Consider the following 23,899-nt stretch of genomic DNA (forward strand, 5'->3'; position numbering starts at 1 on the left):
GCCGCATAGCCGCTGGGTCCCGAGTCCTCTGCTTCCGTACGCACGTCCGTACTCGTCACCCAGTGGCTCCTGTTCTTCTTCTCTTTACAGCGCGTCGGGTCCGCGCTCGCCGGTCCGGACTCGGACGGCCGTCTCGACCGGGATGGACCAGACCTTGCCGTCTCCGATCTTGCCGGTACGGGCCGCCTTCACGATGACGTCGAGCAGCTGCTCGGCGTCGTCGTCCTCGGCCAGCACCTCGATACGGATCTTGGGGACCAGGTCGACGGTGTACTCGGCACCACGGTAGACCTCGGTGTGGCCCCGCTGACGACCGTAGCCGCTCGCCTCGGTGACCGTCAGGCCGTGCACGCCGAAGGCCTGCAGGGCTTCCTTGATCTCGTCGAGCCGGTGGGGCTTCACGACGGCGGTGATGAGCTTCATGCGTCCACCTTCTTGGCCGAGGCGTCCTTAGCCGGGGCGGGTGATGCGGAGCTGAAGGCCGAACCGCCACCGGCACCGCTGAAGTCGTATGCGGTCTCGGCGTGCTCCGCCTGGTCGATGCCCGCGACCTCTTCGTCCTCGGAGACCCGCATCCCGATCGTCTTGTCGATCAGGAAGGCGAGCACCGCGGAGGCGACGAGGGAGTAGGCGAGGACCGCGAAGACACCGGCACACTGCTTCCAGAACTGGTCGAGTCCGCCGCCGTAGAAGAGGCCCGCCACGTCGGACTGGCCGCCGCCGGTGGCGAGGAAGCCGATGAGCAGGGAGCCCACGACACCGCCGACCAGGTGGACACCGACCACGTCGAGCGAGTCGTCATAGCCGAACTTGTACTTCAGGCCCACGGCCATGGCGCAGAGCACACCGGCGACGACACCGACGGCGATCGCGCCGAGCGGGGACACGGCACCACCGGACGGGGTGATGGCGACCAGACCGGCGACCGCGCCGGAGGCGGCACCGAGCGTGGTGAACGCGCCGTGGCGGATCTTCTCGTAGGCAAGCCAGGCCAGCATGGCCGCGGCGGTGGCGATCTGCGTGTTGATGAACATCAGCGCGCCGACGCCGTCGTCGTTGCCGAGCCACGAGCCGGCGTTGAAGCCGAACCAGCCGAACCACAGCAGACCGGCGCCGAGCATGACCAGCGGCAGGCTGTGCGGGCGCATCGGGTCCTTCTTGAACCCGACGCGCTTGCCGATCACGAGGATCACACCGAGTGCCGCGGCACCGGCGTTGATGTGGACCGCCGTACCGCCGGCGAAGTCGATGACACCGAGCTCGAAGGCCCAGCCGCCCGCGCCCCATACCCAGTGCGCGACCGGGAAGTAGACGACGGTGGCCCACAGGGCGACGAACAGCGCCCAGGACGTGAACTTCACGCGGTCCGCGAGCGCGCCGCTGATCAGGGCGGGCGTGATGATCGCGAACATCAGCTGGAAGACGGCGAAGACGTAGATCGGGATCGTGTAGCCGTCCCAGAGCTGCGTGATGCCGATTCCGCTGAGGCCCACGTAGTCCGAGGACCAGCCGATGATGCTGCCCGAGTCGGTGCCGAAGGCGAGCGAGAAGCCGTAGAGCACCCACAGGATGGTGACGATCCCCATGCTGATGAAGCTCATCATCAGCATGTTCAGGGTGCTCTTGACCCGGACCATGCCTCCGTAGAAGAAGGCCAGACCGGGCGTCATGATCAGCACCAGGGCGGAACAGATGAGCATGAACCCGGTGTTGGCGGCAGACAGCGTGGGAGCGTCTGCGGCAAGCGTGATGGCTTGTGCCATCGGCGTCTCCTCGTCAATTGGTACGGCCCCGTGCGGGCGAAGCCATGAGCGGTTATGAGGGGTGGGCCGGTTATGCGCCAGAGATTGGCGCAGCGCGGTTTCGACCGGCGCCCCTGAATGTTTCGCCGCAGTGACGAAGAGGCTCTGTGTGTTACGCCTCGATGAACCGCCGGATAGTGGTGACATCGATCGTTATCGTGGCGCAACCTTCGTCGAAGGTGAGAAACCGGCCGCGGCCGACCGTCCGATGACCTGGCATGGGGGGAGCCGAGTCGGGCTGTTAAGGACGGCGGCCACGGCCGGGGTACTGGGGTCAGACCGCCTCGGCGGTCTCGGGCAGGTCAACGGCCAGTTGGTCGGTCAGATCCACGACGGCGGCGAGATCCCCGAAATCGCGTACGGCCGTGTCGACGGTCTTTCGGATACGAGTGTTGACCCGCTCGGAGCGCACCTTCTTGGCGATCGTGAGCGCCTTCTTCACAAGCACCGCGCTCTGCTCGGGCTCCTTCTGGAGCAGGTGCACCGTGCCCATCCCGATGAGGTTGAGTGCGTACGAACGCTGGTGCTCGGTGTCCTTCTCGAAGAGGTCGACGGCCTTCTGCATCACGGGCTCGGCCAGCGAGGCGTACGTGGGGCTGCGGCCCGCGACGTAGGCGAGATCGCGGTACGAGTGGGAGTTCTCGCCGTGCAGCTCGGCCTCGGAGAAGAAGCGGATCCAGTCGGGGTCGGGCTCGTCGACCTCGACGGCGTCCTCGAAGGTGTCCTCGGCCATCCGGACGGCTCGCTTGCACTTCCCGGGCTGCCCCATATTGGCGTAGGCGCGGGCCTCCATCGCATACAGCATGGACTGGGTGCGCGGGCTCGCGCAGTCCCGGCTTCCGTACTGGGCGAGGTGGATCAGTTCCAGCGCGTCGTCGGGCCGGCCGAGGTGGATCATCTGGCGGCTCATGCTGGAGAGGATGTACGAGCCCAGGGGCTTGTCGGCGGCTTCCTTGGCGGCGTGCAGGGCGAGGACGAAGTACTTCTGCGCGGTGGGCTGGAGCCCGACGTCGTAGCTCATCCAGCCGGCCAGCTCGGCCAGCTCGGCGGCGACCTTGAACAGCCGCTTGGTGGTGGCCTCGGGCTGGGGCTCCTGGAGGAGGTCGGTCACCTCGTGCAGCTGGCCGACGACCGCCTTGCGGCGCAGACCGCCGCCGCACTGGGCGTCCCACTGGCGGAACATCACGGTGGTGGACTCGAGGAGGTCCAGCTCGGGCTGGGAGAGCCGGCCGGGGCGGCGCGAGGCGGCGGCGGGCTCGGGCTGCTCGCGGGAGGCGGAGGGGCTGGGCACCAGCCAGCGCTGCATGGGCTCGATCAGCGAAGGCCCCGCGGAGAGGGCCAGTGACGTGCCGAGGAAGCCGCGCCGCGCCAGCATCAGGTCGCTGCGCGAGTACTCACTGATCAGAGCGACGGTCTGCGGGCCGGTCCAGGGGAGGTCGACCCCGGACACGGACGGTGACTGGTGCGCGGCGCGCAGGCCCAGGTCCTCGACGGCGACCACACAGCCGAAACGCTCGGAGAACAGCTCGGACAGGATGCGCGGGATCGGCTCGCGCGGATTCTCCCCGTCCAGCCAGCGGCGGACGCGCGAAGTGTCCGTCGAGATGTGGTTGGCTCCCAACTGGCGTGCTCTGCGGTTCACTTGGCGTGCCAGCTCGCCCTTGGACCAGCCGCTGCGCACGAACCACGAGCCCAACAGCTCATTGGGGCGCTTGTCCGTGCCAGTCGCGGTCGTCCCGCTTCCGCCGCTGCCGCCCACTGGAACGCCCCCATCCCTGAAACCACTTGTGCGCTGTGTGCGCCAAGCCCTACCAGAATGCCGGTACACAGGGTCGCCCGTCCGGCGGTTCTCACCCATCGAACGGGAGGCCGAGTTGCCTCCGGCATACCCACAAGTGCATGCGTCCCCAGGACTCGTGCACTCACAGTAATCCTACGATCACCCCTCCAGCCATGGCGATCCCGGAAACGCCACCTTTCGCCACCCCTTCGAATGAACTCCCGGTGGCCTGCACGCGATTCACTTGACACATGACGGCCGGAAGTGGGCGGAACGATGCACACCGGGGCGCGCAAAGCCGTGCGCACCACCCGTGATACAACCGGGCGCTGCATGGACCGCGCAGGGGTGGGAACGGAGAGTTACGTTCCAATTCCGTCACGTAACCACCGGCGCGCTGGACCCGTTGGAGGGGGCATGGGCTTCACGATCGGCGGCATCCGCGAAATCCGGTCCGGATCGCGTCGCCGCGGCCGCTCGTCAGAGTGCACCGCCGTGGCCGAGTTCACCGGACTGTGGGGCTGGGACGTGGTGCCCGGCGCCCGGACGGCGGCGGGGGCCTGCTCGTGCGGCCGGGCCGACTGCCCGGCACCCGGCGCGCACCCCCTGGACTTCGCGCCCGTCGTCCCGGCCGGCGCCACACTGGACGAGGCGACCGAGGCCTGGGGCGAGTTCCCCGGCGCCGCGGTGATGCTCCCCGTGGGCCGCGCCTTCGACGTCATCGAGGTCGCCGAGCCGGCCGGACGGCGCGCCCTGGTCCGCCTCGAGCGCATGGGGCTTCCACTGGGCCCGGTGACCGCCACCCCGGACGGCCGCGCCCACTTCTTCGTCGCCCCCGGCGCCGCGGCCGAGCTGCCAGAGCTGCTCTACCGCATGGGCTGGGACGACGCCACGCTCGACCTGCACGGCCTGGGCCCCGGCGCGTACATTACGGCCCCGCCCTCCGACCGCGGCGGCCTCGGCCCGGTCCGCTGGCTCCGCTCCCCCGCCCTCGACTCGGCCACGAAGCCACCGGCCGCCCGGCTGCTGCTGGGAACACTGGCGTACGTGGCACACCGGTCACGCGCGTAGCCCTGGCGGGCGGCAACAGCGAAGGACCCCACCGCATCTGCACCATGTGGCGGGGTCCTTCCCCTTTTTGCGCCTAGGTCCTGTCTCCCCGATCTTCGCGGATCAGCGCGCGGCGTCTGGTGCGGTGCATCGGCGTGCGGCCGCATCGCCCTCGTACTGGATGTACTTGGGTGATGCGGCCGTGCGGCGAGGTGCCGTGCCAGGCGTCGTGCGCCCGCGAAGATCGGGGAGACAGGACCTGAACCGGCGCCGCTCTCGCGAACCTGGCTGATCGCCGTCGGGGTTCCTCAATTGTTGGTTGCGGCACGTGGGTGGAGACGACATCCGCAGCTGCTGCTACTCGCCGATGAGCGCATCCACGAACGCCTCCGGCTCGAACGGGGCCAGGTCGTCCGCGCCCTCGCCGAGGCCGATGAGCTTGACGGGTACGCCCAGCTCACGCTGGACGGCGATGACGATGCCGCCCTTGGCCGTGCCGTCGAGCTTGGTCAGGACGATGCCGGTGATGTCGACGACCTCGGCGAAGACACGAGCCTGCACCAGGCCGTTCTGACCGGTCGTGGCGTCCAGGACGAGCAGCACCTCGTCCAGCGGGGCGTGCTTCTCGACGACGCGCTTGACCTTGCCGAGCTCGTCCATGAGGCCGGTCTTGGTGTGCAGCCGGCCCGCGGTGTCGATGATGACGGCGTCCGCACCCTCCTGGATGCCTTCCTTGACGGCGTCGAAGGCGATGGACGCGGGGTCGCCGCCCTCGGGCCCCCGCACGGTACGGGCGCCGACCCGCTCGCCCCAGGTCTGCAGCTGGTCGGCGGCGGCGGCACGGAAGGTGTCGGCCGCGCCGAGCACCACATGCTTGCCGTCGGCGACGAGCACGCGCGCGAGCTTGCCGGTGGTGGTGGTCTTGCCGGTGCCGTTGACCCCGACGACCATCACGATGCCCGGGGTGTCCAGACCGGACTCGGTGTTCACGGTGCGGTCGAAGTCGGGCACGAGCAGGGTGAGCAGCTCCTCACGCAGCAGACTGCGCAGCTCCTCCGGCGTCCGCGTGCCGAGCACCTTCACGCGCTCGCGCAGCCGCTCGACCAGCTCCTGGGTGGGCTGCACGCCGACGTCGGCGGTGAGCAGCGTGTCCTCGATCTCTTCCCAGGTGTCCTCGTCGAGGTGCTCGCGCGAGAGGAGCGTGAGCAGCCCCTTGCCGAGCGCGTTCTGCGAGCGGGAGAGCCGGGCGCGCAGGCGCACCAGACGGCCGGCGGTCGGCTCGGGGATCTCGACCGGGGGTGCTTCGACGACCGGCGCGGGCTCCTCGACGACGACCGGAGCGGTCGCCGAGGCGTCCGGAAGATCCACCTCCTCTATCGTGCGGCGCGGTTCTTCGCGCGGCGTCTCGGCCTCGTCGCCGATATGCGGCTCGGCCGGCGGAGCGGTGATGTCGGGGGCGGCGGGCGGCGGCGGGGGCAGCTGCTTCCGCTTGCGACTGCCGATCACGAGCCCGCCGAGCGCGCCGATCACGACCAGGGCGATGACTACAGCAAGGATGACGATTTCCATAACGGGACCAGTATGCGGGACCTCCCACCCGGCCGTTCGTTGTCCGCGCAGGGCTGTATGTCCTACGGGCCGGGTCGGGCGGCCGCCCGACCTCGCGTCGGCGGGAAGCCCGGATGTGGGCCGTGACACGCCTTCTCGCCATCAGCAATGCCGCTCCCCACGATGGCCCCGAGCCTGGTCGTCCCGTACAACCTGTACTTCTGGCAGGCCCTGGTCGGCACGCTGCTGATCGACGCGATACCGATGCGTTCGGCGGGCTTCACCCTCGGCCGGGTCGCCGCACCCGCCCCTGAGTCCGTCAACAAGTCCGCGACTCTGGCCGTCTGACGATCCGTCAGCTACCGTCCCCCTTCATCGGCACCCCACCCGCTCGGCGAAGGGGGACTTTCCCATGCCCGTAACGGTCGTACGTTTCAATCTCGTTGAGCCCGGCGCCACGCCCGCCTCGCTCAGTGCCCGCTACAAGGCCGCGCTGGAGATGGCCGCTTACGCCGACGACCGCGGGATGACCACCGTGCAGACCGAGGAGCACCACGGCGTCGCCAACAACTGGCTGCCGTCGCCCTTCGCCTTCGCGGGCGCGGTCTTCGGCGCGACCCGCCGGATCGCGGTCACCGTCTCGGCGATCATCGGCCCGCTGCACGATCCGCTGAGGCTGGCCGAGGACATCGCCGTACTGGATCTGCTGAGCGGCGGGCGACTGGTGACCGTCGCCGGGATCGGCTACCGCCCTGAGGAGTACGCGCTCTTCGACGTGGAGTGGAAGCGGCGCGGCAGGCTCCAGGACGAGCTCCTGGAGACGCTGCTGAAGGCGTGGAGCGGCGAGGAGTTCGAGTACCGCGGCCGTACGGTACGGGTCACCCCGCGTCCCTTCTCGGATCCGCACCCCTTGCTGCTGGTCGGGGGCTCCTCGAAGGCGGCGGCCCGGCGTGCGGCCCGGCTCGGGCTGCCGTTCTTCCCGAGCGCGCATCTGCCGGAGCTGGAGGCGTACTACAAGGAGCGGCTTGTGGAGTACGGCACGGAGGGCTGGACCATGATGCCTCCGGCGGTCACCCCGCTGCTGCATCTCGCCGAGGACCCGGACCGTGTCTGGGCCGAGCACGGCGAGCACTTCCTGCACGAGGCGCGGACGTACGCGTCCTGGCAGTCCGCGGACATCCGCTCGGCGGTGAAGTCGGCGGCCACGACGGTCGACGAGCTGCGCGCCGAGGGCGTGTACCGGATCGTCACGCCGGACGAGTGTCTGGCGCAGGGCCTCGACAGCTACGTACTCCATCCGCTGTCCGGCGGGATGCCGGTCGACGAGGGCTGGCGCAGCATGCACCTGTTCTGCGAGAACGTACTGCCCCGGCTCAAGGACCTCTAGGACCGCGAGGTCCTCGAGGGCCGAGCCGGGGCAGTACGTCCTACGAGTACGAGGAGAGAGGCAGCGGGGACTTGGCCCTTCTCCTCGGGCCTGTGTGGTGGGCTAGCCCATCTCCTCCAGGGTCTTGCCCTTGGTCTCCGTCACGAACTTGAGCACGAACGGGATGGAGAGCGCGGCGAAGACCGTGTAGATCACGTAGGTGACGGAGAGGTTCCAGTCGGCGAGCGACGGGAAGCTCGCGGTGATGGCCCAGTTGGCGATCCACTGCGCGGAGGCGGCGACGCCGAGGGCGGCGGCGCGGATCTTGTTGGGGAACATCTCGCCGAGGAAGACCCAGACGACGACACCCCAGGAGAGGGCGAAGAAGAGGACGAACACGTGGGCGGCGATCAGGGCGACCCAGCCCTGGGTGGCCGGCAGCTTGCCGTCGACGAGGTCGAAGGAGAAGGCCCAGGCCTCCAGGGCGAGACCGACGACCATGCCCACGGAACCGATGAGCGCGAGGGGCCTGCGGCCGATGCGGTCGACGAAGATCATGGCGATCACGGTGCCGATGATGTTGATGATCGACGTGGTGAACGAGTAGAAGAACGACTCCGTCGGGTCGACGCCGACCGACTGCCACAGCGTCGAGGAGTAGTAGAACGCGACGTTGATGCCGACGAACTGCTGGAAGACCGAGAGGCCGATACCGATCCAGACGATCGGCTTGAAGAAGAAGCTGCCGCCGAGCAGGTCCTTGAAGACCGACTTGTGCTCGCTCTTCATGGCGTGCTCGATCTCCAGCACGCGGGCGTCCAGGTCGACGTCCTTGCCCTCGACCTCGGCGAGCACCTCGCGGGCGCGCGTCTCCTTGCCGACGGAGATCAGGAAGCGCGGGGACTCGGGGATCGCGAAGGAGAGCAGACCGTAGAGGACGGCCGGGATGACCATGACGCCGAGCATGACCTGCCAGGCTTCCAGGCCCATGATCTCGCCGCGCTGGTCGCCGCCGGCGGCGTTGAGGATGCCCCAGTTGACCAGCTGGGAGATGGCGATGCCGATGACGATCGCGGCCTGCTGGAAGGAGCCGAGCCGTCCGCGGTAGGCGGCCGGGGCGACCTCGGCGATGTAGGCCGGGCCGATGACGGAGGCCATGCCGATGGCGAAGCCGCCGACGACGCGCCAGAAGGCGAGGTCGTACAGGGCGAAGGGCAGGGCGGATCCGACGGCGCTGACGATGAACAGCGCGGCCGAGATCTGCATACAGCGGATACGGCCGATGCGGTCGGCGATGCGGCCCGCGGTGGCGGCACCGATGGCACAGCCGATCAGCGCGATGGCGATGACCTGGGCCAGGGCCGCGGAGCCGATGTCGTAACGGTCCCTGATGGCCTCGACGGCGCCGTTGATCACGGCACTGTCGTAACCGAAGAGGAATCCGCCCATCGCGGCCGCCGCCGCGATGAAGATGACGTGGGAGAGATGCTCGGGATGAGCTTCCCGGGCTCCTGACTTGGATGCCTGCGCTGTGCTGGTCACGTGAACTCCTCGGGCCCCCGGCAACGCTGCCGGCGTGAAAGTAAGCCCTTCCAGATGGTCCTACCAATGGCATGGTGTCACGCCACCGATCACCTGAAGGTAAAAGCGATGCTTCAGAGACTATGCCTTCAGGTTTCGAAGTCAAGACGGGGTGTTATGAACCAGGGAAGGCGCAGGTAAGAGTTTTACGTTCGACTCTTGAAGGAATGGAAACGGTGCAGCCCCTCGGCGTCTGCACGGTCGTCGGTCAGGGCAGCAGTCGGTCAGCGCAGCCGCTGACTGATCACCTTCGACACCCCGTCCCCCTGCATGGACACCCCGTACAGCGCGTCGGCGACTTCCATCGTCCGCTTCTGGTGCGTGATCACGATCAGCTGCGAAGCCTCCTGCAGCTCCTGCATGATCCGGATCAGCCGCTGCAGATTGGTGTCGTCGAGGGCCGCCTCCACCTCGTCCATCACATAGAACGGACTGGGCCGGGCCTTGAAGATCGACACAAGCATCGCGACGGCGGTCAGCGACCGCTCCCCACCGGACAGCAACGACAGCCGCTTGACCTTCTTCCCCGGCGGCCGCGCCTCCACATCGACACCTGTGGTGAGCATGTTGTCGGGATCGGTCAGGATCAGTCGCCCTTCCCCTCCGGGGAACAGCCTGCTGAAGACCCCTTCGAACTCCCGCGCCGTATCCCAGAACGCCTCGGTGAAGACCTGCTCGACCCGCTCGTCGACCTCCTTCACCACCTGAAGAAGATCGGCACGCGTCTTCTTCAGGTCCTCCAGCTGCTCGCTGAGGAACTTGTGGCGCTCCTCCAGCGCGGCGAACTCCTCCAGGGCAAGCGGGTTGACCTTCCCGAGCTGCTGATACGCCCGCTCGGCCGACTTGAGCCGCTTCTCCTGCTCGGAACGGTGGAACGGCCGGGGCTGGTTGCGCGGATGCTCCGGGTCGTCCGGCAGCTCCTCGCCCTCGGCGGGCAGCGAGGGCGGCACCAGCTGGTCGGGCCCGAAGTCCGCGATCAGCCCCGCCGGTTCGACCCCCAGCTCCTCCAGCGCCTTCGCCTCCAACTGCTCTATCCGCAGCCGCTTCTCGGCCCCGAGCACCTCACCGCGGTGCACCGAGTCGGTGAGCTTGTCGAGCTCGGCCTTGAGGTCACGGCCCTCGTTACGGGCGACGACGAGATCCTGCTCCCGCCGCGCCTTGGCGCTCTCCGCGGCCGTGCGCTCCTCGTCCGCCCGGCCGAGCGAGATCTCGACGTGCGCGAGCAACTGCCGGGCCCCGGAGGCGACGGCCTCGGCGACGGCGGCCTCGTGCCGCAGCCTTGCCCTGCGCTGCTCGGCACGCGCGCGTGCCTCGCGTTCGGCGCGGGCGGCCCGGTCGAGCGAATCGGCCCGCCCGGCAAGGCCCTTGACCCGCTCCTCGTGCGTACGCACCTGGAGCCGGGCCTCCATCTCGGTCTGCCGCGCGTTGGCCCCGTCGGCCGCCAGCCGGTCCCGTACGGAGGTGTCGGGTTCCTCCTCGACCGGCATCTCCTCGGCGACGGCGAGCCGTTCGGCCAGCTCCTCCGCCTCCTGTACGGCCCTGTCGAGAGCTTCCTGTGCCCGGGCGGCCGCGGCGGTGCTCCGCTCGGCCTCTCCGGCGGCACCCCGCGCCTGCCCGGCCAACCGCCCGAGCTGCTGCGCGAACCCGGACTTCTCCCGCTCGACGGCCCGCCGCCGCTCGCCCAACTCTTCGACGAGGGCGGCCCGTTCCTTGCGCTGCTCGGCTGCGCGGTGCTGCGCTTCGGTCAACTCCTCGCACAGCACGCCCAGTTCTTCCAGCTCGGCCGCCGCCTCGTCGACGGATGCCTGGACCTCGAGCAGACTCGGCGCCCCGGCGGACCCGCCCTGCGCGAAGTGCGCCCCGAGCAGGTCCCCTTCGACGGTCACGGCGGTCAACTCGGGCCGCGCGTAGACAAGATCCTCGGCGTCCTCGAGCGTCCCCACCACGACGATGCCGCGCAGCAATCGCCATACGGCAGGCATCAGGTCGGAAGGCGCGCGGACGAGATCGGCGGCGAAGGGAGGGCCGCCGGGACGCGGCTGCCGACGTACGTCGCCGGTGGCGGCGTGATGCGGCTCGACCCCCGAGGACCGCTCGTCGGCTCCCTCGACAGGCCGGCCCTCGCGTACGTCGTCGGGGGCGCCGTACGCAGCGAACGAATCCGGTGTTCCCGGGTGCCGTGCCTCGCCGGGGTCGCCGCCGGGGTGATCTCCAACGGGTCCGCCCTGTGGGTCCTGTGGGTCCTGCGGGTCCTGTGGGGCAGCGTCGCCGGCGTCCCGCAGCCCCTCCGAGCCGCGGACGCCCGGCCCACCCGGTTCCGCGACGTCACTGTCTGTCCCTTCCGGCGCCACCGGGCGCCGGACGCCGTCTCGGGCCGGCGATCCCGGCGCGCCCGCCGGCTCCTCCGGCGCCCCCGCCAGCAACAGCGCCGCGCGCCCCCCGTCCTGTTTGCGCAGCAGGCGGATGGCGTCCGCGGCCGATGCGGGGGTGGTCACCGCGATGGCGTCCGCCGCGGCGCCGAAGGCGGCGGCCACCGCGACCTCGTAGCCGTGAGTGACCGAGAGCAGTTCCGCCGCCGGGCCGAGCAGGCCCGACAGCCGGTCCTTCGCCGCGAGCAGCGCGCCCGTGCCGTCCTTGCGGCGCAGGCCCATGGCCAAGGCCTCGTGGCGGGCCTGGGTGGCCGCGCGCTTGCGTTCGGCCGCGGTGACCGCCTCGCGGGCCGCGGTCAGGGTGGACTCGGCGTCGGCGAGGGCGCGCTTGGCCGCCTCGTGCCGCTCGGCGAGTTCCTCGTCGCCGGCGTCCAGTCCGTCGACCTCGGCCTTGAGCTGCTCGTACTCCTCCTGGGCGGCGACGGCACGTTCCTGGGCCTCGTCGCGGGCGGAGGCGAGGCGGTCGATCTCGGCCTGGGCAGAGGCGGCGCGCGAACGGGCGGCGTTGACCTGGCCGTTCAGCCGGGCGAGGCCTTCGCGGCGGTCGGCGATTGCGCGGGCCACGTCCTTCAGGCGCCGCTCCTCCATGGCCAGTTCGCGCTCAAGATCGGCCCGGTGAGCAACGGTGTCCTCCAGTGCGCGCTCGGCCGCTTCCAGAGCCGCTTCCAGCTCGGCCTCCTGCTCGCGGATCCGCGCGGCCTCGCGCTCCATGTCCTCGGGGTCGCGCCCACGCCGCTCCTCGGGCGGCTGGGCGGTCGCGCTCTTGACCCGGGCGTCCGCCAGCGAGACCGTGCCGCGCACCCGCTCGGCCAGCTGCGACAGCTCGTACCAGCTCTGCTGGGCCCGCTGAAGACGGGGGGTAAGCCGCCGTACCTCGCCCTCCAGCATCGCCTCCCGCTGTGTCGCCTTCTTCAGCTCGGCCTCGGCGGCCTCCTTGCGTTCCTTGAGCGCGGCCTCGTCGGCGATCTCCGCCTGGAGCGACCCTCGGAGGCGTACGAGATCGTCGGCGAGCAGCCGCAGCCGGGCGTCCCGGAGGTCGGCCTGGATCACGGCGGCCCGGCGGGCGACGGCGGCCTGCCGGCCGAGCGGCTTCAACTGCCGTCGCAGCTCGTCCGTGAGGTCCTGGACACGCGCGAGGTTGGCCTGCATCGCGTCGAGCTTCCGCAGCGCCTTCTCCTTGCGCTTGCGGTGCTTGAGGACGCCCGCGGCCTCCTCGATGAAGGCGCGGCGGCCCATCGGATCGGCGTGCAGGACGGAGTCGAGCTGGCCCTGTCCGACGATGACGTGCATCTCGCGGCCGATGCCGGAGTCGGAGAGGAGTTCCTGGATGTCGAGGAGACGGCAGGTGTCGCCGTTGAGCTGGTACTCGCTGCCGCCGTTGCGGAACATGATCCGCGTGATGGTGACCTCGGCGTACTCGATGGGCAGCGCCCCGTCGGAGTTGTCGATCGTGAGGGACACCTCGGCGCGGCCGAGCGGGGGCCGCCCGGTGGTGCCGGCGAAGATGACGTCCTCCATCTTGCCGCCGCGCAGCGACTTGGCACCCTGCTCGCCCATGACCCAGCTGAGCGCGTCCACGACGTTGGACTTGCCCGAACCGTTGGGGCCCACGACACAGGTGATGCCCGGCTCGAACCGCAGCGTGGTCGCCGAGGCGAACGATTTGAACCCGCGCAGGGTCAGGGCCTTGAGGTGCACGCAGCCGGACTCTACCTTCCGGGTCGGTCTCACTCCATGAACGCGCGGTTTCACCCATGAACGTGCAGGGCACACCAGACGTTAAAGAGAGTGTGGGAATGCGCGGGAGCAAGAAAGAAGGGACGCCGAAGCGTCCCTTGCAACTCTGTTAGCGGCTGACACGGACAGCCTGTTCACTGGTGGCGTCGTGCGGTGCAGTGATCAGGTGAGCGCAGGCTCCGCCTGGTGTGCGTCGATGCTCTCGAGAAGCGAGTCGTGAGAAGCGGCAGCCGCGAGCGCGTCGTTCTCGGCCTGGATCCGTACGAGCTCGGATTCCAGGTCCTGGACGCGCTGCTGGAGCCGTCGCATCTCGGCAATGAGTCGCGGGTCGGAACCGCCGACGTAACCGAGAAGCGCCTTTGCCATGATGGATGGTCCTCCACACTGAGTGACCGACCGAAGCGGTGTGGGTCGTGAGGGAATCGCACCCGCGATGCTTGGCACTGTCGAGTTTTTACTGCCGCTCTTACATGCCAAACAGCTAAGGTGCGCGGGGCTTTCAGCGTCTCACCAAAAAGTTTGACGGTCAACACGATCACGCCCCGTATTGGGGGGCAACCCGGGGCGCGCGGCCGGAGAACGGGCGGCGCTGCCTCTCTTTCGGGGCCCTGGGGGGCGTGGAGATCATCCTTTCTCGCGGAGCCTGCCACGACAAGCTGTTATTGGCAACCACCAGGTAGTTTCTGCCCGGGGCAGGTGCCCGGCGCACGCCCCGCGCCCTCGACCTGGGGTGTCGCGACCGGTCGCCGCGATGGATCTCACCGGATGGCGAAGCCGTCGTAGCCGCCGCGGGGCGTGTCCCAAATCTCAGTGACTCCGTCGACACGGCCCGGCGTGTCGTCCCCCTGAAGCCAGTCGAGCAGTCCCTGGCATCCCTCGCGGGAGCCCTCCGCGACCACCTGGACCCGTCCGTCCGCCAAATTGAGAGCAAAACCACTCAGGCCGCCGATCTCCAGCGCCCTGGCCCGCGTGTACCAGCGGAAACCCACGCCCTGGACTCGTCCGCGCACCCAGGCGACCAGCCGTACATCCTCGCTCATGGCTGCACGCTAACCGGCCAAATGCTCTCGGAGCACTTCCTCCTCTTGCGCCATGGGGTACCGTCCCGACCCAATGAGCCTCACTCGTTCGGGTGAGGAACGTTGACCGCAAGGATGAGGAAGGCCAGGAGATGGGACGCCACCGACGCTCCGCCGCCGGCCGCGCCGCCACAGGCCGCGCCACCGGGGTCACGCAAACGTACGATACATACACGGGCGGCTACGCGACCGCGGACGCGGGTGACTACGCGAGCGAGAGCGACTACGCGATCGCGGGCGACCACCTGACCGCCGGGTCCTACCTGAACGGCAGCCCTTACGCGACCGCGGGTCTCTACGACTCGCCGGGCGGCATCCACGAGACGGGCGAGCTGTACTCGAGGAGTGACGCCTACCTCTTCGCGGCGGACCCCGCCGCCCATGCGACGACCGGTTACGCGCCCGACGGCGGTTCCCGGCGCGGCCACCGCCGCCGCAAGAAGGGTGTGACGCCCGTACGCACCGGTCTGCTCGGTGTCTCGGCCGCCGTCGCGATGGGTGCCGTCGCGGTCGCCTCCGGGCTGATCCCTGGCAGCGACAACTACTCGATCGGCGGGAGCGCGGACAAGGTGCGCGCCCAGGACACGCCGAGCGATGTGGAGACCCAGGGCGGCACGGGCGGTGCCGCGGAGGACCGTCAGGACTCGGGCACGAGCCGTGACCTGGAGCGCTCCGCCTCCCCCACGGTCTCGCCCAGCACGAAGGCCCCGGAGAAGACCGAGGAGACGCCCTCCGCGAAGCCGTCGACCAAGGCTCCGCCCAAGGAGTCGAAGACCAAGCCCACCACGAAGGCGCCGGCCACGAAGGCACCCAAGGCGCCTCCGTCGAAGGCGGTGTCCACGGCGTCCAAGGCCGAGGCCGAGGTGCTCGCGCTGGTCAACGAGGAGCGGGCGAAGGCCGGCTGCAGCCCGGTGACCGCGTCCAGCTCGCTGGCGGCGCTGGCCCAGGACTTCAGCGAGGACATGGCCGCGCGCGGCTTCTTCGACCACACGGACCCGAGCGGGGCCTCGCCCTGGGACCGGGCGGCGAAGCTCGGCATCACGAACCTCGGCGGGGAGAACATCGCCCGCGGCCAGGCCGACGCCGCCGCGGTGATGGAGGCCTGGATGAACAGCCCCGGCCACCGCGCGAACATCCTGAACTGCGACTTCAAGACCCTGGGCGTCGGCGCGCACTTCGCGTCGGGCGGCCCCTGGTGGACGCAGGACTTCGGTTACTAGCCCCACCAGACCGCAGGGGGGCGCTAACTTTTCGCTAGCGCCCCCCTGCGGTTTGCGCTGTGCCGAGTAAGCTGTAGGTATGGACCTCACGGAGCGACCCGATCTCGCGTACGACGTGTTCTCCAAGGCGTGCCCGTCCCGGGGGACCCTGGAGCACGTCACGGGGCGCTGGGGCTCGCTGACGCTGGGGGCGCTCCACGGGGGCTCGTTCCGCTTCAACGAGCTGCGCCGGCGCGTCGACGGCGTGAGCGAGAAGATGCTGTCCCAGACGCTGCACGCGCTGGAGCGCGACGGGCTGGTGCACCGGGAGGCCCAGCCGACGAACCCGCCGCGGGTGGACTACGAGCTGACGCCCCTTGGCCGTGAGGTCGCCGAGCGCCTGCTGGCACTCATCCACTTCGTGGAGGGGCGCATGGACGAGGTACTGGGGGCGCGCGAGCGTTATGACGCGGCGCGCGCCGACGTCAGGGCGTGACGCTCCGCGACGTCAGGGCGTGACGCGCGACGGCGTCAGGGCTTGATGCGCGGCGGGCGCTGGCAGCGCGGGCAGAAGTAGCTCGACCGGTTCATCCAGGGCCGCCGCCTCATGAGGGTGCCGCAGCGTCGGCATGGCTCGCCCTCGCGGCCGTACGCGTCGAGCGACCGGTCGAAGTAGCCCGACTCGCCGTTCACGTTGACGTACAGGCTGTCGAAGCTGGTGCCGCCGACGGCGAGGGCCTCGTTCATCACGTCCCGTACGTGGCCCAGGAGTTCGGCCGTGCGCGGGCGCGTGAAACCGGTGGTGGGGCGCTCGTAGTGCAACCGCGCACGCCAAAGCGCCTCGTCCGCATAGATGTTGCCGACGCCGCTGATCAACGACTGGTCGAGCAGGGCGCGTTTGACGGTCGTACGCCGGCGCCGCAGCGCCTCGTGGAACGCGTCGTCGTCGAACAGGGCGTCCAAGGGATCGCGGGCGATGTGCGCGATGACGTCGGGCAGTCCTTCGGGTGACGTGTCGTGCAACGAGAGCCCGCCGAAGGTGCGTTGGTCGACGAAGCGGAGTTCCGTGTTGAGGTCGTCGGCGAACCGGACGCGGATACGCAGATGCTTCTCGTCGGGCGCGTCCTGCGGCTGGACGAGGAGCTGTCCGCTCATGCCGAGGTGCGCGAGGACGGCGCTCGGAGAGTCGGCGGAACGGCCTGGGGGAAGCGGGGTGCGCTCCCGCGCTCCCCGCGGCAGCGGCTTGTGTCCCAGTCCCTGCGGTGCATCGCCAGGCGGAGCATCGCCCTCGTACTGGGCGTACTCGGGTGCTGCGACAACGCGGCGAGGTACCGGGCCGGGCGGCTCGGGGACGGGCCCCACTTCCCCGAGGTCGCTCAGCGGCAGCCAGAGGTACTTGCCGCGGCGCTGGGCGAGCCCGATGCGGTGCCCCTTGAGCCGGGCCCCGAAGTCCTCGCCGCCCGCGATGTGGCGGCGTACCGCACGCGGGTGCAGCACCTCTACGTCGGCGACGATCCGTCCGCTGACCCAGCGCTCGAGGCCCCGCCGTACGACCTCGACCTCGGGCAGTTCGGGCACGGTCTCTCCTCCGGATGCGTGGGCCGACGACAGGGCCCGACGGCCGCAGCGTACCTCCGGCGCCGCCGAACGTGATCGCCCGCCCCCTAGGGTCCGGGAGCGGGCGATCAGTGACAGCCGAGGGCTGTGGATCAGTCAGGCGGAGGCGGTGTCGGACGTCGCCGTCGAGGGGGCCTCGACGGTCTCCTCCGACGCCACGGACGCTTCGGCCTCCGCAGCCTTCGCGGCCTTCGCGGCGACCTGCGCCGCCTCCATGCGCTCGTCCGCAGCGGAGCGGATGGCACGCCACGCGGACTCCGCGGCCTGCTGCTCCGCCTCCTTCTTGCTGCGGCCGGTGCCGGTGCCGTACGAGACGCCTCCGACGCGGGCAGCAGCAGTAAAGGTCTTCTCGTGGTCCGGGCCGGTCTCGGTGACCAGGTACTCGGGAACGCCGAGCCCCTCGGTCGCCGTAAGTTCCTGGAGACTGGTCTTCCAGTCCAGGCCCGCGCCCAGGTTCGAGGACTTCTCGATCAGCGGGTCGAAGAGACGGTGGACGAGTTCGCCCGCCGCGTCGAGACCCTGGTCGAGATAGACAGCGCCGATCACCGCTTCAAGGGTGTCGGCGAGGATGGACGCCTTGTCCCGGCCGCCCGTGCCCTCTTCGCCCCGGCCGAGCCGGATGAAGGAGCCGAGTTCGAGCCCGCGGCCCACCTCCGCCAGCGCACGCGAGTTGACCACCGCGGCCCGCAGCTTGGCCAGTTGGCCTTCGGGCAGGTCGGGGTGGGTGCGGTACAGCGTGTCCGTGACCACGAGGCCGAGGACGGAGTCCCCGAGGAACTCCAGGCGCTCGTTGGTCGGCAGACCGCCGTTCTCGTACGCGTACGAACGGTGGGTCAGCGCACGCACCAGAAGGGCGGACTCGAGCTGGTACCCGAGCCGCCCTTCCAGAAGCGTGTGGGACGAGGCTGTGTTGTCCGCCTTTTTCTTGGCGTTTACGTCCGCCTTGGCGTCAGACATGAAGCCTCTCACCAGCCGCTCAGACCTCGAGGACCTGGCGCTTGTTGTAGGTGCCGCAAGCGGGGCACGCGATGTGCTGCAGCTTCGGCTCGTGGCAGCGCTCGCACGCAACCAGGTTGGGGACCGCAGCCTTCCACTGCGACCGGCGGTGGCGCGTGTTGCTGCGCGACATCTTCCGCTTCGGAACAGCCACGGCTACTTCTCCTGCTTCTCGTCGGCGCGTGCTGATCGAGGCGCGCCGCCGCTCATCTCGTCCTTCTCGCCATCTTCAAGTGAACCGGCGAGTCCCTGCAGTGCCGCCCAACGGATGTCGACGGCGTCATGGTGGTGGTCCGGGTCGTCCGCGAGCCGCGCTCCGCACTGGGAGCACAGGCCGGGGCAGTCGTCCTGGCACACCGGCTGCATCGGCAGTGCGAGCACCACCGCATCACGCAGCACGGGCTCGAGGTCGAACAAGCCGTCCTCGATGAAGAGCATGTCCTCGTCTTCCTCGGCGTCGTCGGCCGGCTCCGCTTTCACACGGCCCCGGTCGTCGGCGTCAGGGTACGAGAACATCTCCTGGAAGTCCGCTTCGAGCTCCAGCTCCAGCGGCTCCAGACACCTTACGCACTCCCCCTTGGCCTGTGCACGGGCGGTGCCTGTGACAAGCACACCTTCCATGACCGACTCGAGGCGGAGTTCGAGCTTCACCGGGGCGCCCTCCGGCACTCCGATGACTCCCTGGATCCCGAGATCCTTGGGAGCGTCGATCTCGCGGGTCAGGCGCTGCAGCGCACCAGGACGCCGCCCCAGCTCGTGTGTGTCGAACACGAGAGGGTTGCGGTGGTCGAGGCGGGCGTTCAGGGCCATTCCTGCTTTCGATCTTGAAACTCAGGGGGACGCCGCCCTTCGGTGTTCCCGGGCAGCGTTGATCGCGGACGTACACGCGACCGAAGAGCCAGGATACTGGACCTTTCGCTCTCGGCCCAATCCGGCGTCAGCGCCCCTGTTCGTACGCCCTCAGCTGCTCCGCGCTGATCATGCCGGTGTCGAAGAGGCTGGTCTCGTCGAGAGCGTTCCCCTGTGACTGGGGGGACTGCGGAGGCTGGGGGGGCTGGGGGTACGCCTGCTGCTGGCTCTGGTCGTACGCGGCCTGCTGGCCGTTCGGGTCGTAGCCGGGCTGCTGGGGGTAGGCGGCGTACGGGTCGGCGGTCTGCTGCTGGTAGCCGTAGCCATCCTGCTGCGCGTACTGCTGCTGGTAGCCGTAGGGATCGGCGGTCTGCTGCTGGTAGGCGTACGCGTCCTGCTGCGCGTACTGCTGCTGGGCCGGGATCGCCGGGGCCTGGGGCTGGGCAGCGGGCTGGGCGGGCTGCCCGGCGAGCTCCGAGAGGCCGTCCAGGTACTCGGCGTCGGTCGTGTGCTGCGCGGGCGCCCCGTCCTCCCCGAAGCCGCCCAGATCACCCAGGTCGTCGCTGGCGATCCTGCCGTGCAGCTTCTGGCGGCCGCGGCCGACGGCGTCCAGGGTCTTGGCGAGAACGGCCTCGAAGGCGCCGAGCTTGACGTCGACGTACTCGTCGGCGTTGCGGCGCAGTGTCTCGGGGTCGTGGCTGCGCTCGGGAGCGTCCTCGTCCTCGTAGCCCTGTTCGTCGGTGCCAGGCCCTGTGCCGAGGAGCTTCTCGCGGCCGCGGCCGACGGAGCCGAGGGTCTTGGTGAGGACGACCTCGAAGTTGGCGAGCTTGGAGTCGACGTAGTCGTCGGCCTCGGCGCGGATCTCCTCGGCCTCCTTGCGGGCCTCGGTGAGGATGCGCTCGGCCTCGTTCTGCGAGCGGCGGGCGACCTCGGTGTCGGAGATCAGGCTGCCGCGCTCGGCGTGCGCGGACTCGATGATCCGCTCGGCCTCCATGCGGGCCTGCTCGACCAGCTGCTCGCGACCGCCGATCAGCTCCTCGGCCTGGGCGAGGGAGCCGGGCAGCGCCTGGCGCACCTCTTCGAGCATGGAGAGGAGCTCGGCGCGGTTGACCACGCACGAAGCCGACATGGGCATGGAACGGGCGCTGCCGACCGTCGAGACGATCTCATCGAGCTTCTTCTGCACGTCCACCGTGTGCTCGCCACTCTCTACAGCTGTGATGGAGACGGACGGATCGACTGTACGACCACTCCTGCCCCGCCCGACACAGGATGACGGACTGTCAGGTCCGCGAGGGCGCCTCAGCTCTTCTTGAGGCGCTCCCTGAGCGCTTCGAGAACCACCGGGGGGACGAGGTGGGAGACGTCGCCGCCCCAGGTCGCGACCTCCTTGACCAGCGAGGAGGAGAGGAAGCTGTAGGTGGGGTTGGTCGGGACGAAGAGGGTCTCGACTCCGGAGAGGCCGTTGTTCATCTGGGCCATCTGCAGCTCGTAGTCGAAGTCGCTGACGGCGCGCAGCCCCTTGACGATGGCCGGGATGTCGCGCTCCTTGCAGAAATCGACGAGAAGGCCGTGGAAGGCCTCCACCTCGACGTTGCCGAACTCGGCGGTGACCTGGCGGATCAGGTCGATCCGCTCCTCGATCTCGAACAGGCCCTTTTTGGACTGGTTGATCATCACCGCGACGTGCACGACGTCGTACAGCTTGGAGGCTCGGGCGATGATGTCGAGATGTCCGTTGGTAATCGGGTCGAACGACCCGGGACAGACGGCGCGGCGCAACTGAGTTCCCTCGCTCTCCGGTCCGGTCATCGTGCGTCTTCGCACGTAGAGGCGGCGCGACCGTACCAAAACGTTCCCTCGCCGTAGCGACGGGACCGCAGTGCTTCGAAGCCGTCGGGCCACCGGAATTCGCCACCTCTAGTACTGCGTTCCACGGTGACGATCGCTTCGCCCGTGAGCCAGCCCTCCGCGCGGAGTGTGAGCAGAATCTCGCGAAGATCGTCGTCCGTGACGGCGTACGGCGGATCGAGGAAAACGAGGTCGTACGGGGCCTGCGGCGCCCCGGTGCGGATGATCTGTTCCGCTTTGCCGGACCTGACCTCGGCGCCGGGGAGGCCCAGCGATTTCACGTTCTCCCTGATTGTGCGGGCCGCGCGGGCGTCGGCCTCGACGAGGAGGGTGTGGCCGGCGCCGCGGCTCAGCGCCTCCAGGCCGACGGCTCCCGAGCCGGCGTAGAGGTCGAGGACGCGGTCGCCTTCCAGAGGGCCGCCGAGCAGGGACTGCCAGGTGGAGAAGAGTCCCTCGCGGGCCCGGTCGGAGGTGGGCCTTGTGCCGGTGCCCGGCGGCACGGCTAGGCGGCGTCCGCCGGCTGCGCCGGCGATCACGCGGGTCATCTCGGGTCCTTGTTCGAGGGGATGGTCACGGTTCCAGTTTGGCAGGCGTGGAAGGGGGGTGCCGTTTCACCGTGGGCGGGTGCGGGCTCGTTGCGGCTGGTCGCTCCCCCACTCTCGGCTTCGCTCGAGCGGGGGGACCCCCATCGCGGCGGAGCCGCATATCGACTTCAGCCCCGCGCCCCTTTGGGGCGCCTGGTGCTCAGCCCTTTTCCAAGTACTGCTCCCTGTCCTCGTCCAGCAAGGCCTGGAGGGCCGTGCGCAGGCCGGGGAGACCCTCCAGGTCCGGGTCGGCCGTGACCACCGTCGTCGCCTCCTCGCGGGCCTCGGCGATGATCTCCTCGTCGTCGATGACGGCGAGCACCCGCAGTGAGGTGCGGGCCCCGGACTGGGCCTGGCCGAGGACGTCGCCCTCGCGGCGCTGTTCGAGGTCGATGCGGGAGAGTTCGAAGCCGTCGAGGGTGGACGCCACCGCGGTCAGCCGCTGGCGGGCCGCGCTCGCCTCCGGCATCTCGGTGACCAGGAGGCACAGGCCGGCGGCCGAACCGCGGCCGACGCGGCCGCGCAGCTGGTGGAGCTGCGATACGCCGAACCGGTCCGCGTCCATGATCACCATCGCTGTGGCGTTCGGCACGTTCACCCCGACCTCGATGACCGTCGTGGCGACCAGGACGTCCGTCTCGCCGGCCGCGAAGCGGCGCATCACGGCGTCCTTGTCGTCCGGCTGCATACGGCCGTGCAGCACTTCGACCTTGAGGCCCTGGAGCGGGCCTGCCGCGAGCTGGTCGGCGATGTCGAGGACGGCGAGCGGCGGGCGCTTCTCGGCCTCGTCCTCGGGGGTCGGCTTCTTCTTGGACTTCTTGGGGTCGTCGTCCTCGTCGCCGATGCGGGGGCAGACCACGTACGCCTGATGTCCGTTGGACACCTCCTCACGCACTCGCTCCCACGCGCGCGCCAGGAAGTGGGGCTTGTCGGCGGCCGGGACGACATGGCTGGCGATGGGCGAGCGCCCGGCGGGGAGCTGGTCCAGGACGGACGTCTCCAGGTCGCCGAAGACGGTCATGGCGACGGTGCGGGGGATCGGTGTGGCGGTCATCACGAGGAGGTGAGGGGGCTGCTTGCCCTTGCCGCGCAGGGCGTCGCGCTGCTCGACCCCGAACCGGTGCTGCTCGTCCACCACCACCAGACCCAGGTCGTGGAACTGCACCTTGTCCTCGATCAGCGCATGCGTCCCGATGACGATCCCCGCCTCACCGGTGACGAGGTCGAGCAGCGCCTGCCGCCGCGCGGCCGCCCCCATGGATCCGGTGAGCAGCACCACCTTGGTGGAGTGCTCGGCCCCGCCGAGCATGCCGCCTTCGGCCAGCTCCCCCATCATCTCGGTGATCGACCGGTGGTGCTGCTGGGCGAGCACCTCGGTGGGTGCGAGCATGGCGGCCTGTCCGCCCGCGTCGACGACGGCGAGCATGGCGCGCAGGGCGACCATCGTCTTGCCAGAACCCACCTCCCCCTGCAGCAGCCGGTGCATCGGATGCTCCGTGGCCAGGTCGTCGAAGATCTCCTTGGAGACCTTCTGCTGGCCCTCGGTCAGGGTGAAGGGGAGCTTGGCGTCGAAGTCCGTGAGCAGGCCGTCCGGCTTGGGTTTGCGGGCCACGGCCGGGAGTTGGGCGTCCGCATGGCGGCGGCGGGCCAGGGCCACCTGGAGGACGAAGGCCTCGTCCCACTTGAGGCGGGAGCGGGCGTCCTCGATGTCCGCCTTGGTGTGCGGGCGGTGGATCTTCAGCAGGGCCTCGGGGAGAGGGACCAGGCCCCGGCCGGCCCGGAGGGAGTCGGGCAGCGGATCGACGGCCTCCTGGGCACTCGGCAGCACCGTCTGGACCGCCTTGGCGATCTTCCAGGACTCCAGCTTGGCGGTGGCGGGGTAGAGCGGGATCAAGGCTCCGGCCCAGGTGTCCACCGTCTCGGACACGTCGTCGCCGCGCAGCAGCTCGTACGCCGGATGGGCCAGCTGGAGGCGGCGGTTGAAGACGGAGACCTTGCCCGCGAACAGCGCGCGCGTGCCCGGGAGGAGCTCCTTGTGGGGCTTGTGCACGCCGTTGCCGAAGAAGACCAGCTTGAGCTGGCCGCTGCCGTCCGTGATGGTCACTTCGAGGCGCTGGCCCTTGCCCCGGGGGGCCTTGGGCGAGGAGAAGGTGATCAGGCGGGCGTCGGCGACCTGGGCGACCACCGTCACGTGCTCGTCCATGGGCAGGTCGGCGAGGTGGGTGAGCTGCCCGCGCTCCTCGTACCTGCGCGGATAGTGGTGCAGCAGGTCGCCGACGGTGTGCAGGCCGAGGTGCTCGGCCATCACCTTCGCGGTGGCGGGTCCGAGCACCTTCTTCAGTGGTTCTTCGAGCACGGGCACGAGATCCATTGCACACCACGCGACTGACAATGCCGTATACGTCCCAGAAATCCGCTGGTCAGACGGCTC

Annotated in this window: 21 protein-coding genes; 5 read left to right on the top strand and 16 right to left on the bottom strand. The window is 69.7% G+C overall.

All coding sequences use genetic code 11. The features are described from left to right. Nucleotides 1-84: 84 nt before the first annotated feature. The 3 genes from GAS53_RS46405 to nsdA form a co-directional block, all read right to left on the bottom strand. Nucleotides 85-423 (bottom strand): P-II family nitrogen regulator, encoded by a 339-nt coding sequence (locus tag GAS53_RS46405; protein WP_151483823.1) that lies wholly within the window; start codon nucleotides 421-423, stop codon nucleotides 85-87. Continuing rightward, a complete protein-coding gene (locus GAS53_RS46410) occupies nucleotides 420-1,763 on the bottom strand; it encodes an ammonium transporter (protein WP_151483824.1) in 1,344 nt (447 codons plus the stop codon). Before GAS53_RS46410 ends, GAS53_RS46405 begins: the two co-directional genes overlap by 4 nt. A gap of 313 nt (nucleotides 1,764-2,076) precedes the next feature. Further along, nucleotides 2,077-3,561: a transcriptional repressor NsdA gene (gene nsdA / locus GAS53_RS46415; protein ID WP_151483825.1), complete on the bottom strand. Its 1,485-nt coding sequence runs from the start codon at nucleotides 3,559-3,561 to the stop codon at nucleotides 2,077-2,079. A gap of 438 nt (nucleotides 3,562-3,999) precedes the next feature. Here nsdA and GAS53_RS46420 point away from each other — a divergent pair, with 438 nt between their 5' ends. Continuing rightward, a complete protein-coding gene (locus GAS53_RS46420) occupies nucleotides 4,000-4,653 on the top strand; it encodes a bifunctional DNA primase/polymerase (protein WP_151483826.1) in 654 nt (217 codons plus the stop codon). Between the two features lie 336 nt (nucleotides 4,654-4,989). On the opposite strand, the gene ftsY is transcribed toward GAS53_RS46420, so the two are convergent. Then, complete coding sequence (ftsY, locus tag GAS53_RS46430; protein WP_151483827.1) at nucleotides 4,990-6,201, bottom strand: signal recognition particle-docking protein FtsY; 1,212 nt, start codon at nucleotides 6,199-6,201, stop codon at nucleotides 4,990-4,992. Between the two features lie 147 nt (nucleotides 6,202-6,348). On the opposite strand from ftsY, the gene GAS53_RS46435 reads away from it, so the two are divergent. Together GAS53_RS46435 and GAS53_RS46440 are read left to right on the top strand one after the other, a co-directional pair. Beyond that, the gene (locus tag GAS53_RS46435) at nucleotides 6,349-6,528 is read left to right on the top strand and encodes a hypothetical protein (protein WP_151483828.1); all 180 of its coding nucleotides are present in this window, start codon (nucleotides 6,349-6,351) and stop codon (nucleotides 6,526-6,528) included. A gap of 64 nt (nucleotides 6,529-6,592) precedes the next feature. After that, nucleotides 6,593-7,567 (top strand): LLM class flavin-dependent oxidoreductase, encoded by a 975-nt coding sequence (locus GAS53_RS46440; protein WP_151483829.1) that lies wholly within the window; start codon nucleotides 6,593-6,595, stop codon nucleotides 7,565-7,567. A gap of 102 nt (nucleotides 7,568-7,669) precedes the next feature. Here the strand turns inward: GAS53_RS46440 and GAS53_RS46445 are convergent, their stop codons facing one another. The 4 genes from GAS53_RS46445 to GAS53_RS46460 form a co-directional block, all read right to left on the bottom strand. Then, the gene (locus tag GAS53_RS46445) at nucleotides 7,670-9,088 is read right to left on the bottom strand and encodes a sugar porter family MFS transporter (protein WP_151483830.1); all 1,419 of its coding nucleotides are present in this window, start codon (nucleotides 9,086-9,088) and stop codon (nucleotides 7,670-7,672) included. 263 nt (nucleotides 9,089-9,351) lie between these two features. Continuing rightward, nucleotides 9,352-13,254, bottom strand: coding sequence for an AAA family ATPase (locus GAS53_RS46450; protein WP_151483831.1), 3,903 nt, complete (start codon nucleotides 13,252-13,254; stop codon nucleotides 9,352-9,354). A 201-nt stretch (nucleotides 13,255-13,455) separates the two neighbouring features. Beyond that, the gene (locus GAS53_RS46455) at nucleotides 13,456-13,659 is read right to left on the bottom strand and encodes a hypothetical protein (protein WP_037649730.1); all 204 of its coding nucleotides are present in this window, start codon (nucleotides 13,657-13,659) and stop codon (nucleotides 13,456-13,458) included. A 392-nt stretch (nucleotides 13,660-14,051) separates the two neighbouring features. Further along, the gene (locus GAS53_RS46460) at nucleotides 14,052-14,333 is read right to left on the bottom strand and encodes an acylphosphatase (protein WP_151483832.1); all 282 of its coding nucleotides are present in this window, start codon (nucleotides 14,331-14,333) and stop codon (nucleotides 14,052-14,054) included. A gap of 131 nt (nucleotides 14,334-14,464) precedes the next feature. Between GAS53_RS46460 and GAS53_RS46465 the strand changes: the two genes are divergently transcribed. Together GAS53_RS46465 and GAS53_RS46470 are read left to right on the top strand one after the other, a co-directional pair. Then, nucleotides 14,465-15,592, top strand: a complete 1,128-nt coding sequence (locus GAS53_RS46465; RefSeq protein WP_151483833.1) for a CAP domain-containing protein — start codon at nucleotides 14,465-14,467, stop codon at nucleotides 15,590-15,592. Between the two features lie 79 nt (nucleotides 15,593-15,671). Next, nucleotides 15,672-16,067: a winged helix-turn-helix transcriptional regulator gene (locus GAS53_RS46470; protein ID WP_151483834.1), complete on the top strand. Its 396-nt coding sequence runs from the start codon at nucleotides 15,672-15,674 to the stop codon at nucleotides 16,065-16,067. Nucleotides 16,068-16,102: 35 nt separating this feature from the next. Here GAS53_RS46470 and mutM read toward each other — a convergent pair whose 3' ends face one another. The 8 genes from mutM to recG form a co-directional block, all read right to left on the bottom strand. Further along, complete coding sequence (gene mutM, locus GAS53_RS46475) at nucleotides 16,103-17,149, bottom strand: bifunctional DNA-formamidopyrimidine glycosylase/DNA-(apurinic or apyrimidinic site) lyase (RefSeq protein WP_151483835.1); 1,047 nt, start codon at nucleotides 17,147-17,149, stop codon at nucleotides 16,103-16,105. Nucleotides 17,150-17,284: 135 nt separating this feature from the next. Continuing rightward, entirely contained in the window at nucleotides 17,285-18,145 is an 861-nt protein-coding gene (gene rnc / locus GAS53_RS46480; RefSeq protein ID WP_151483836.1) for a ribonuclease III, read from the bottom strand. 19 nt (nucleotides 18,146-18,164) lie between these two features. Further along, nucleotides 18,165-18,338, bottom strand: coding sequence for a 50S ribosomal protein L32 (gene rpmF, locus GAS53_RS46485; protein ID WP_033321093.1), 174 nt, complete (start codon nucleotides 18,336-18,338; stop codon nucleotides 18,165-18,167). 2 nt (nucleotides 18,339-18,340) lie between these two features. Then, nucleotides 18,341-18,994, bottom strand: a complete 654-nt coding sequence (locus GAS53_RS46490; protein ID WP_151483837.1) for a YceD family protein — start codon at nucleotides 18,992-18,994, stop codon at nucleotides 18,341-18,343. A gap of 127 nt (nucleotides 18,995-19,121) precedes the next feature. Continuing rightward, complete coding sequence (locus tag GAS53_RS46495; RefSeq protein WP_151483838.1) at nucleotides 19,122-20,225, bottom strand: ATP synthase F0 subunit B; 1,104 nt, start codon at nucleotides 20,223-20,225, stop codon at nucleotides 19,122-19,124. Between the two features lie 110 nt (nucleotides 20,226-20,335). Next, nucleotides 20,336-20,815 (bottom strand): pantetheine-phosphate adenylyltransferase, encoded by a 480-nt coding sequence (gene coaD / locus GAS53_RS46500; RefSeq protein ID WP_192583590.1) that lies wholly within the window; start codon nucleotides 20,813-20,815, stop codon nucleotides 20,336-20,338. A gap of 26 nt (nucleotides 20,816-20,841) precedes the next feature. Continuing rightward, a complete protein-coding gene (rsmD, locus tag GAS53_RS46505; RefSeq protein ID WP_225859539.1) occupies nucleotides 20,842-21,474 on the bottom strand; it encodes a 16S rRNA (guanine(966)-N(2))-methyltransferase RsmD in 633 nt (210 codons plus the stop codon). Nucleotides 21,475-21,628: 154 nt separating this feature from the next. Beyond that, nucleotides 21,629-23,839: an ATP-dependent DNA helicase RecG gene (gene recG / locus GAS53_RS46515; RefSeq protein ID WP_151483842.1), complete on the bottom strand. Its 2,211-nt coding sequence runs from the start codon at nucleotides 23,837-23,839 to the stop codon at nucleotides 21,629-21,631. Nucleotides 23,840-23,899 lie beyond the last annotated feature (60 nt).

Source organism: Streptomyces albicerus, from assembly GCF_008905045.1.
Taxonomy (GTDB): domain Bacteria; phylum Actinomycetota; class Actinomycetes; order Streptomycetales; family Streptomycetaceae; genus Streptomyces; species Streptomyces albicerus.

What these genes read in the sequence shown, in the direction of transcription:
- GAS53_RS46410 (WP_151483824.1), bottom strand. Translation starts at nt 1,763, where the DNA reads ATGGCACAAGCCATCACGCTTGCCGCAGACGCTCCCACGCTGTCTGCC.
- GAS53_RS46435 (WP_151483828.1), top strand. Translation starts at nt 6,349, where the DNA reads ATGCCGCTCCCCACGATGGCCCCGAGCCTGGTCGTCCCGTACAACCTG.
- GAS53_RS46440 (WP_151483829.1), top strand. Translation starts at nt 6,593, where the DNA reads ATGCCCGTAACGGTCGTACGTTTCAATCTCGTTGAGCCCGGCGCCACG.
- ftsY (WP_151483827.1), bottom strand. Translation starts at nt 6,201, where the DNA reads ATGGAAATCGTCATCCTTGCTGTAGTCATCGCCCTGGTCGTGATCGGC.
- GAS53_RS46455 (WP_037649730.1), bottom strand. Translation starts at nt 13,659, where the DNA reads ATGGCAAAGGCGCTTCTCGGTTACGTCGGCGGTTCCGACCCGCGACTC.
- recG (WP_151483842.1), bottom strand. Translation starts at nt 23,839, where the DNA reads ATGGATCTCGTGCCCGTGCTCGAAGAACCACTGAAGAAGGTGCTCGGA.
- GAS53_RS46490 (WP_151483837.1), bottom strand. Translation starts at nt 18,994, where the DNA reads ATGGCCCTGAACGCCCGCCTCGACCACCGCAACCCTCTCGTGTTCGAC.
- GAS53_RS46420 (WP_151483826.1), top strand. Translation starts at nt 4,000, where the DNA reads ATGGGCTTCACGATCGGCGGCATCCGCGAAATCCGGTCCGGATCGCGT.
- GAS53_RS46405 (WP_151483823.1), bottom strand. Translation starts at nt 423, where the DNA reads ATGAAGCTCATCACCGCCGTCGTGAAGCCCCACCGGCTCGACGAGATC.
- GAS53_RS46465 (WP_151483833.1), top strand. Translation starts at nt 14,465, where the DNA reads ATGGGACGCCACCGACGCTCCGCCGCCGGCCGCGCCGCCACAGGCCGC.
- rnc (WP_151483836.1), bottom strand. Translation starts at nt 18,145, where the DNA reads ATGTCTGACGCCAAGGCGGACGTAAACGCCAAGAAAAAGGCGGACAAC.
- GAS53_RS46460 (WP_151483832.1), bottom strand. Translation starts at nt 14,333, where the DNA reads ATGAGCGAGGATGTACGGCTGGTCGCCTGGGTGCGCGGACGAGTCCAG.
- GAS53_RS46470 (WP_151483834.1), top strand. Translation starts at nt 15,672, where the DNA reads ATGGACCTCACGGAGCGACCCGATCTCGCGTACGACGTGTTCTCCAAG.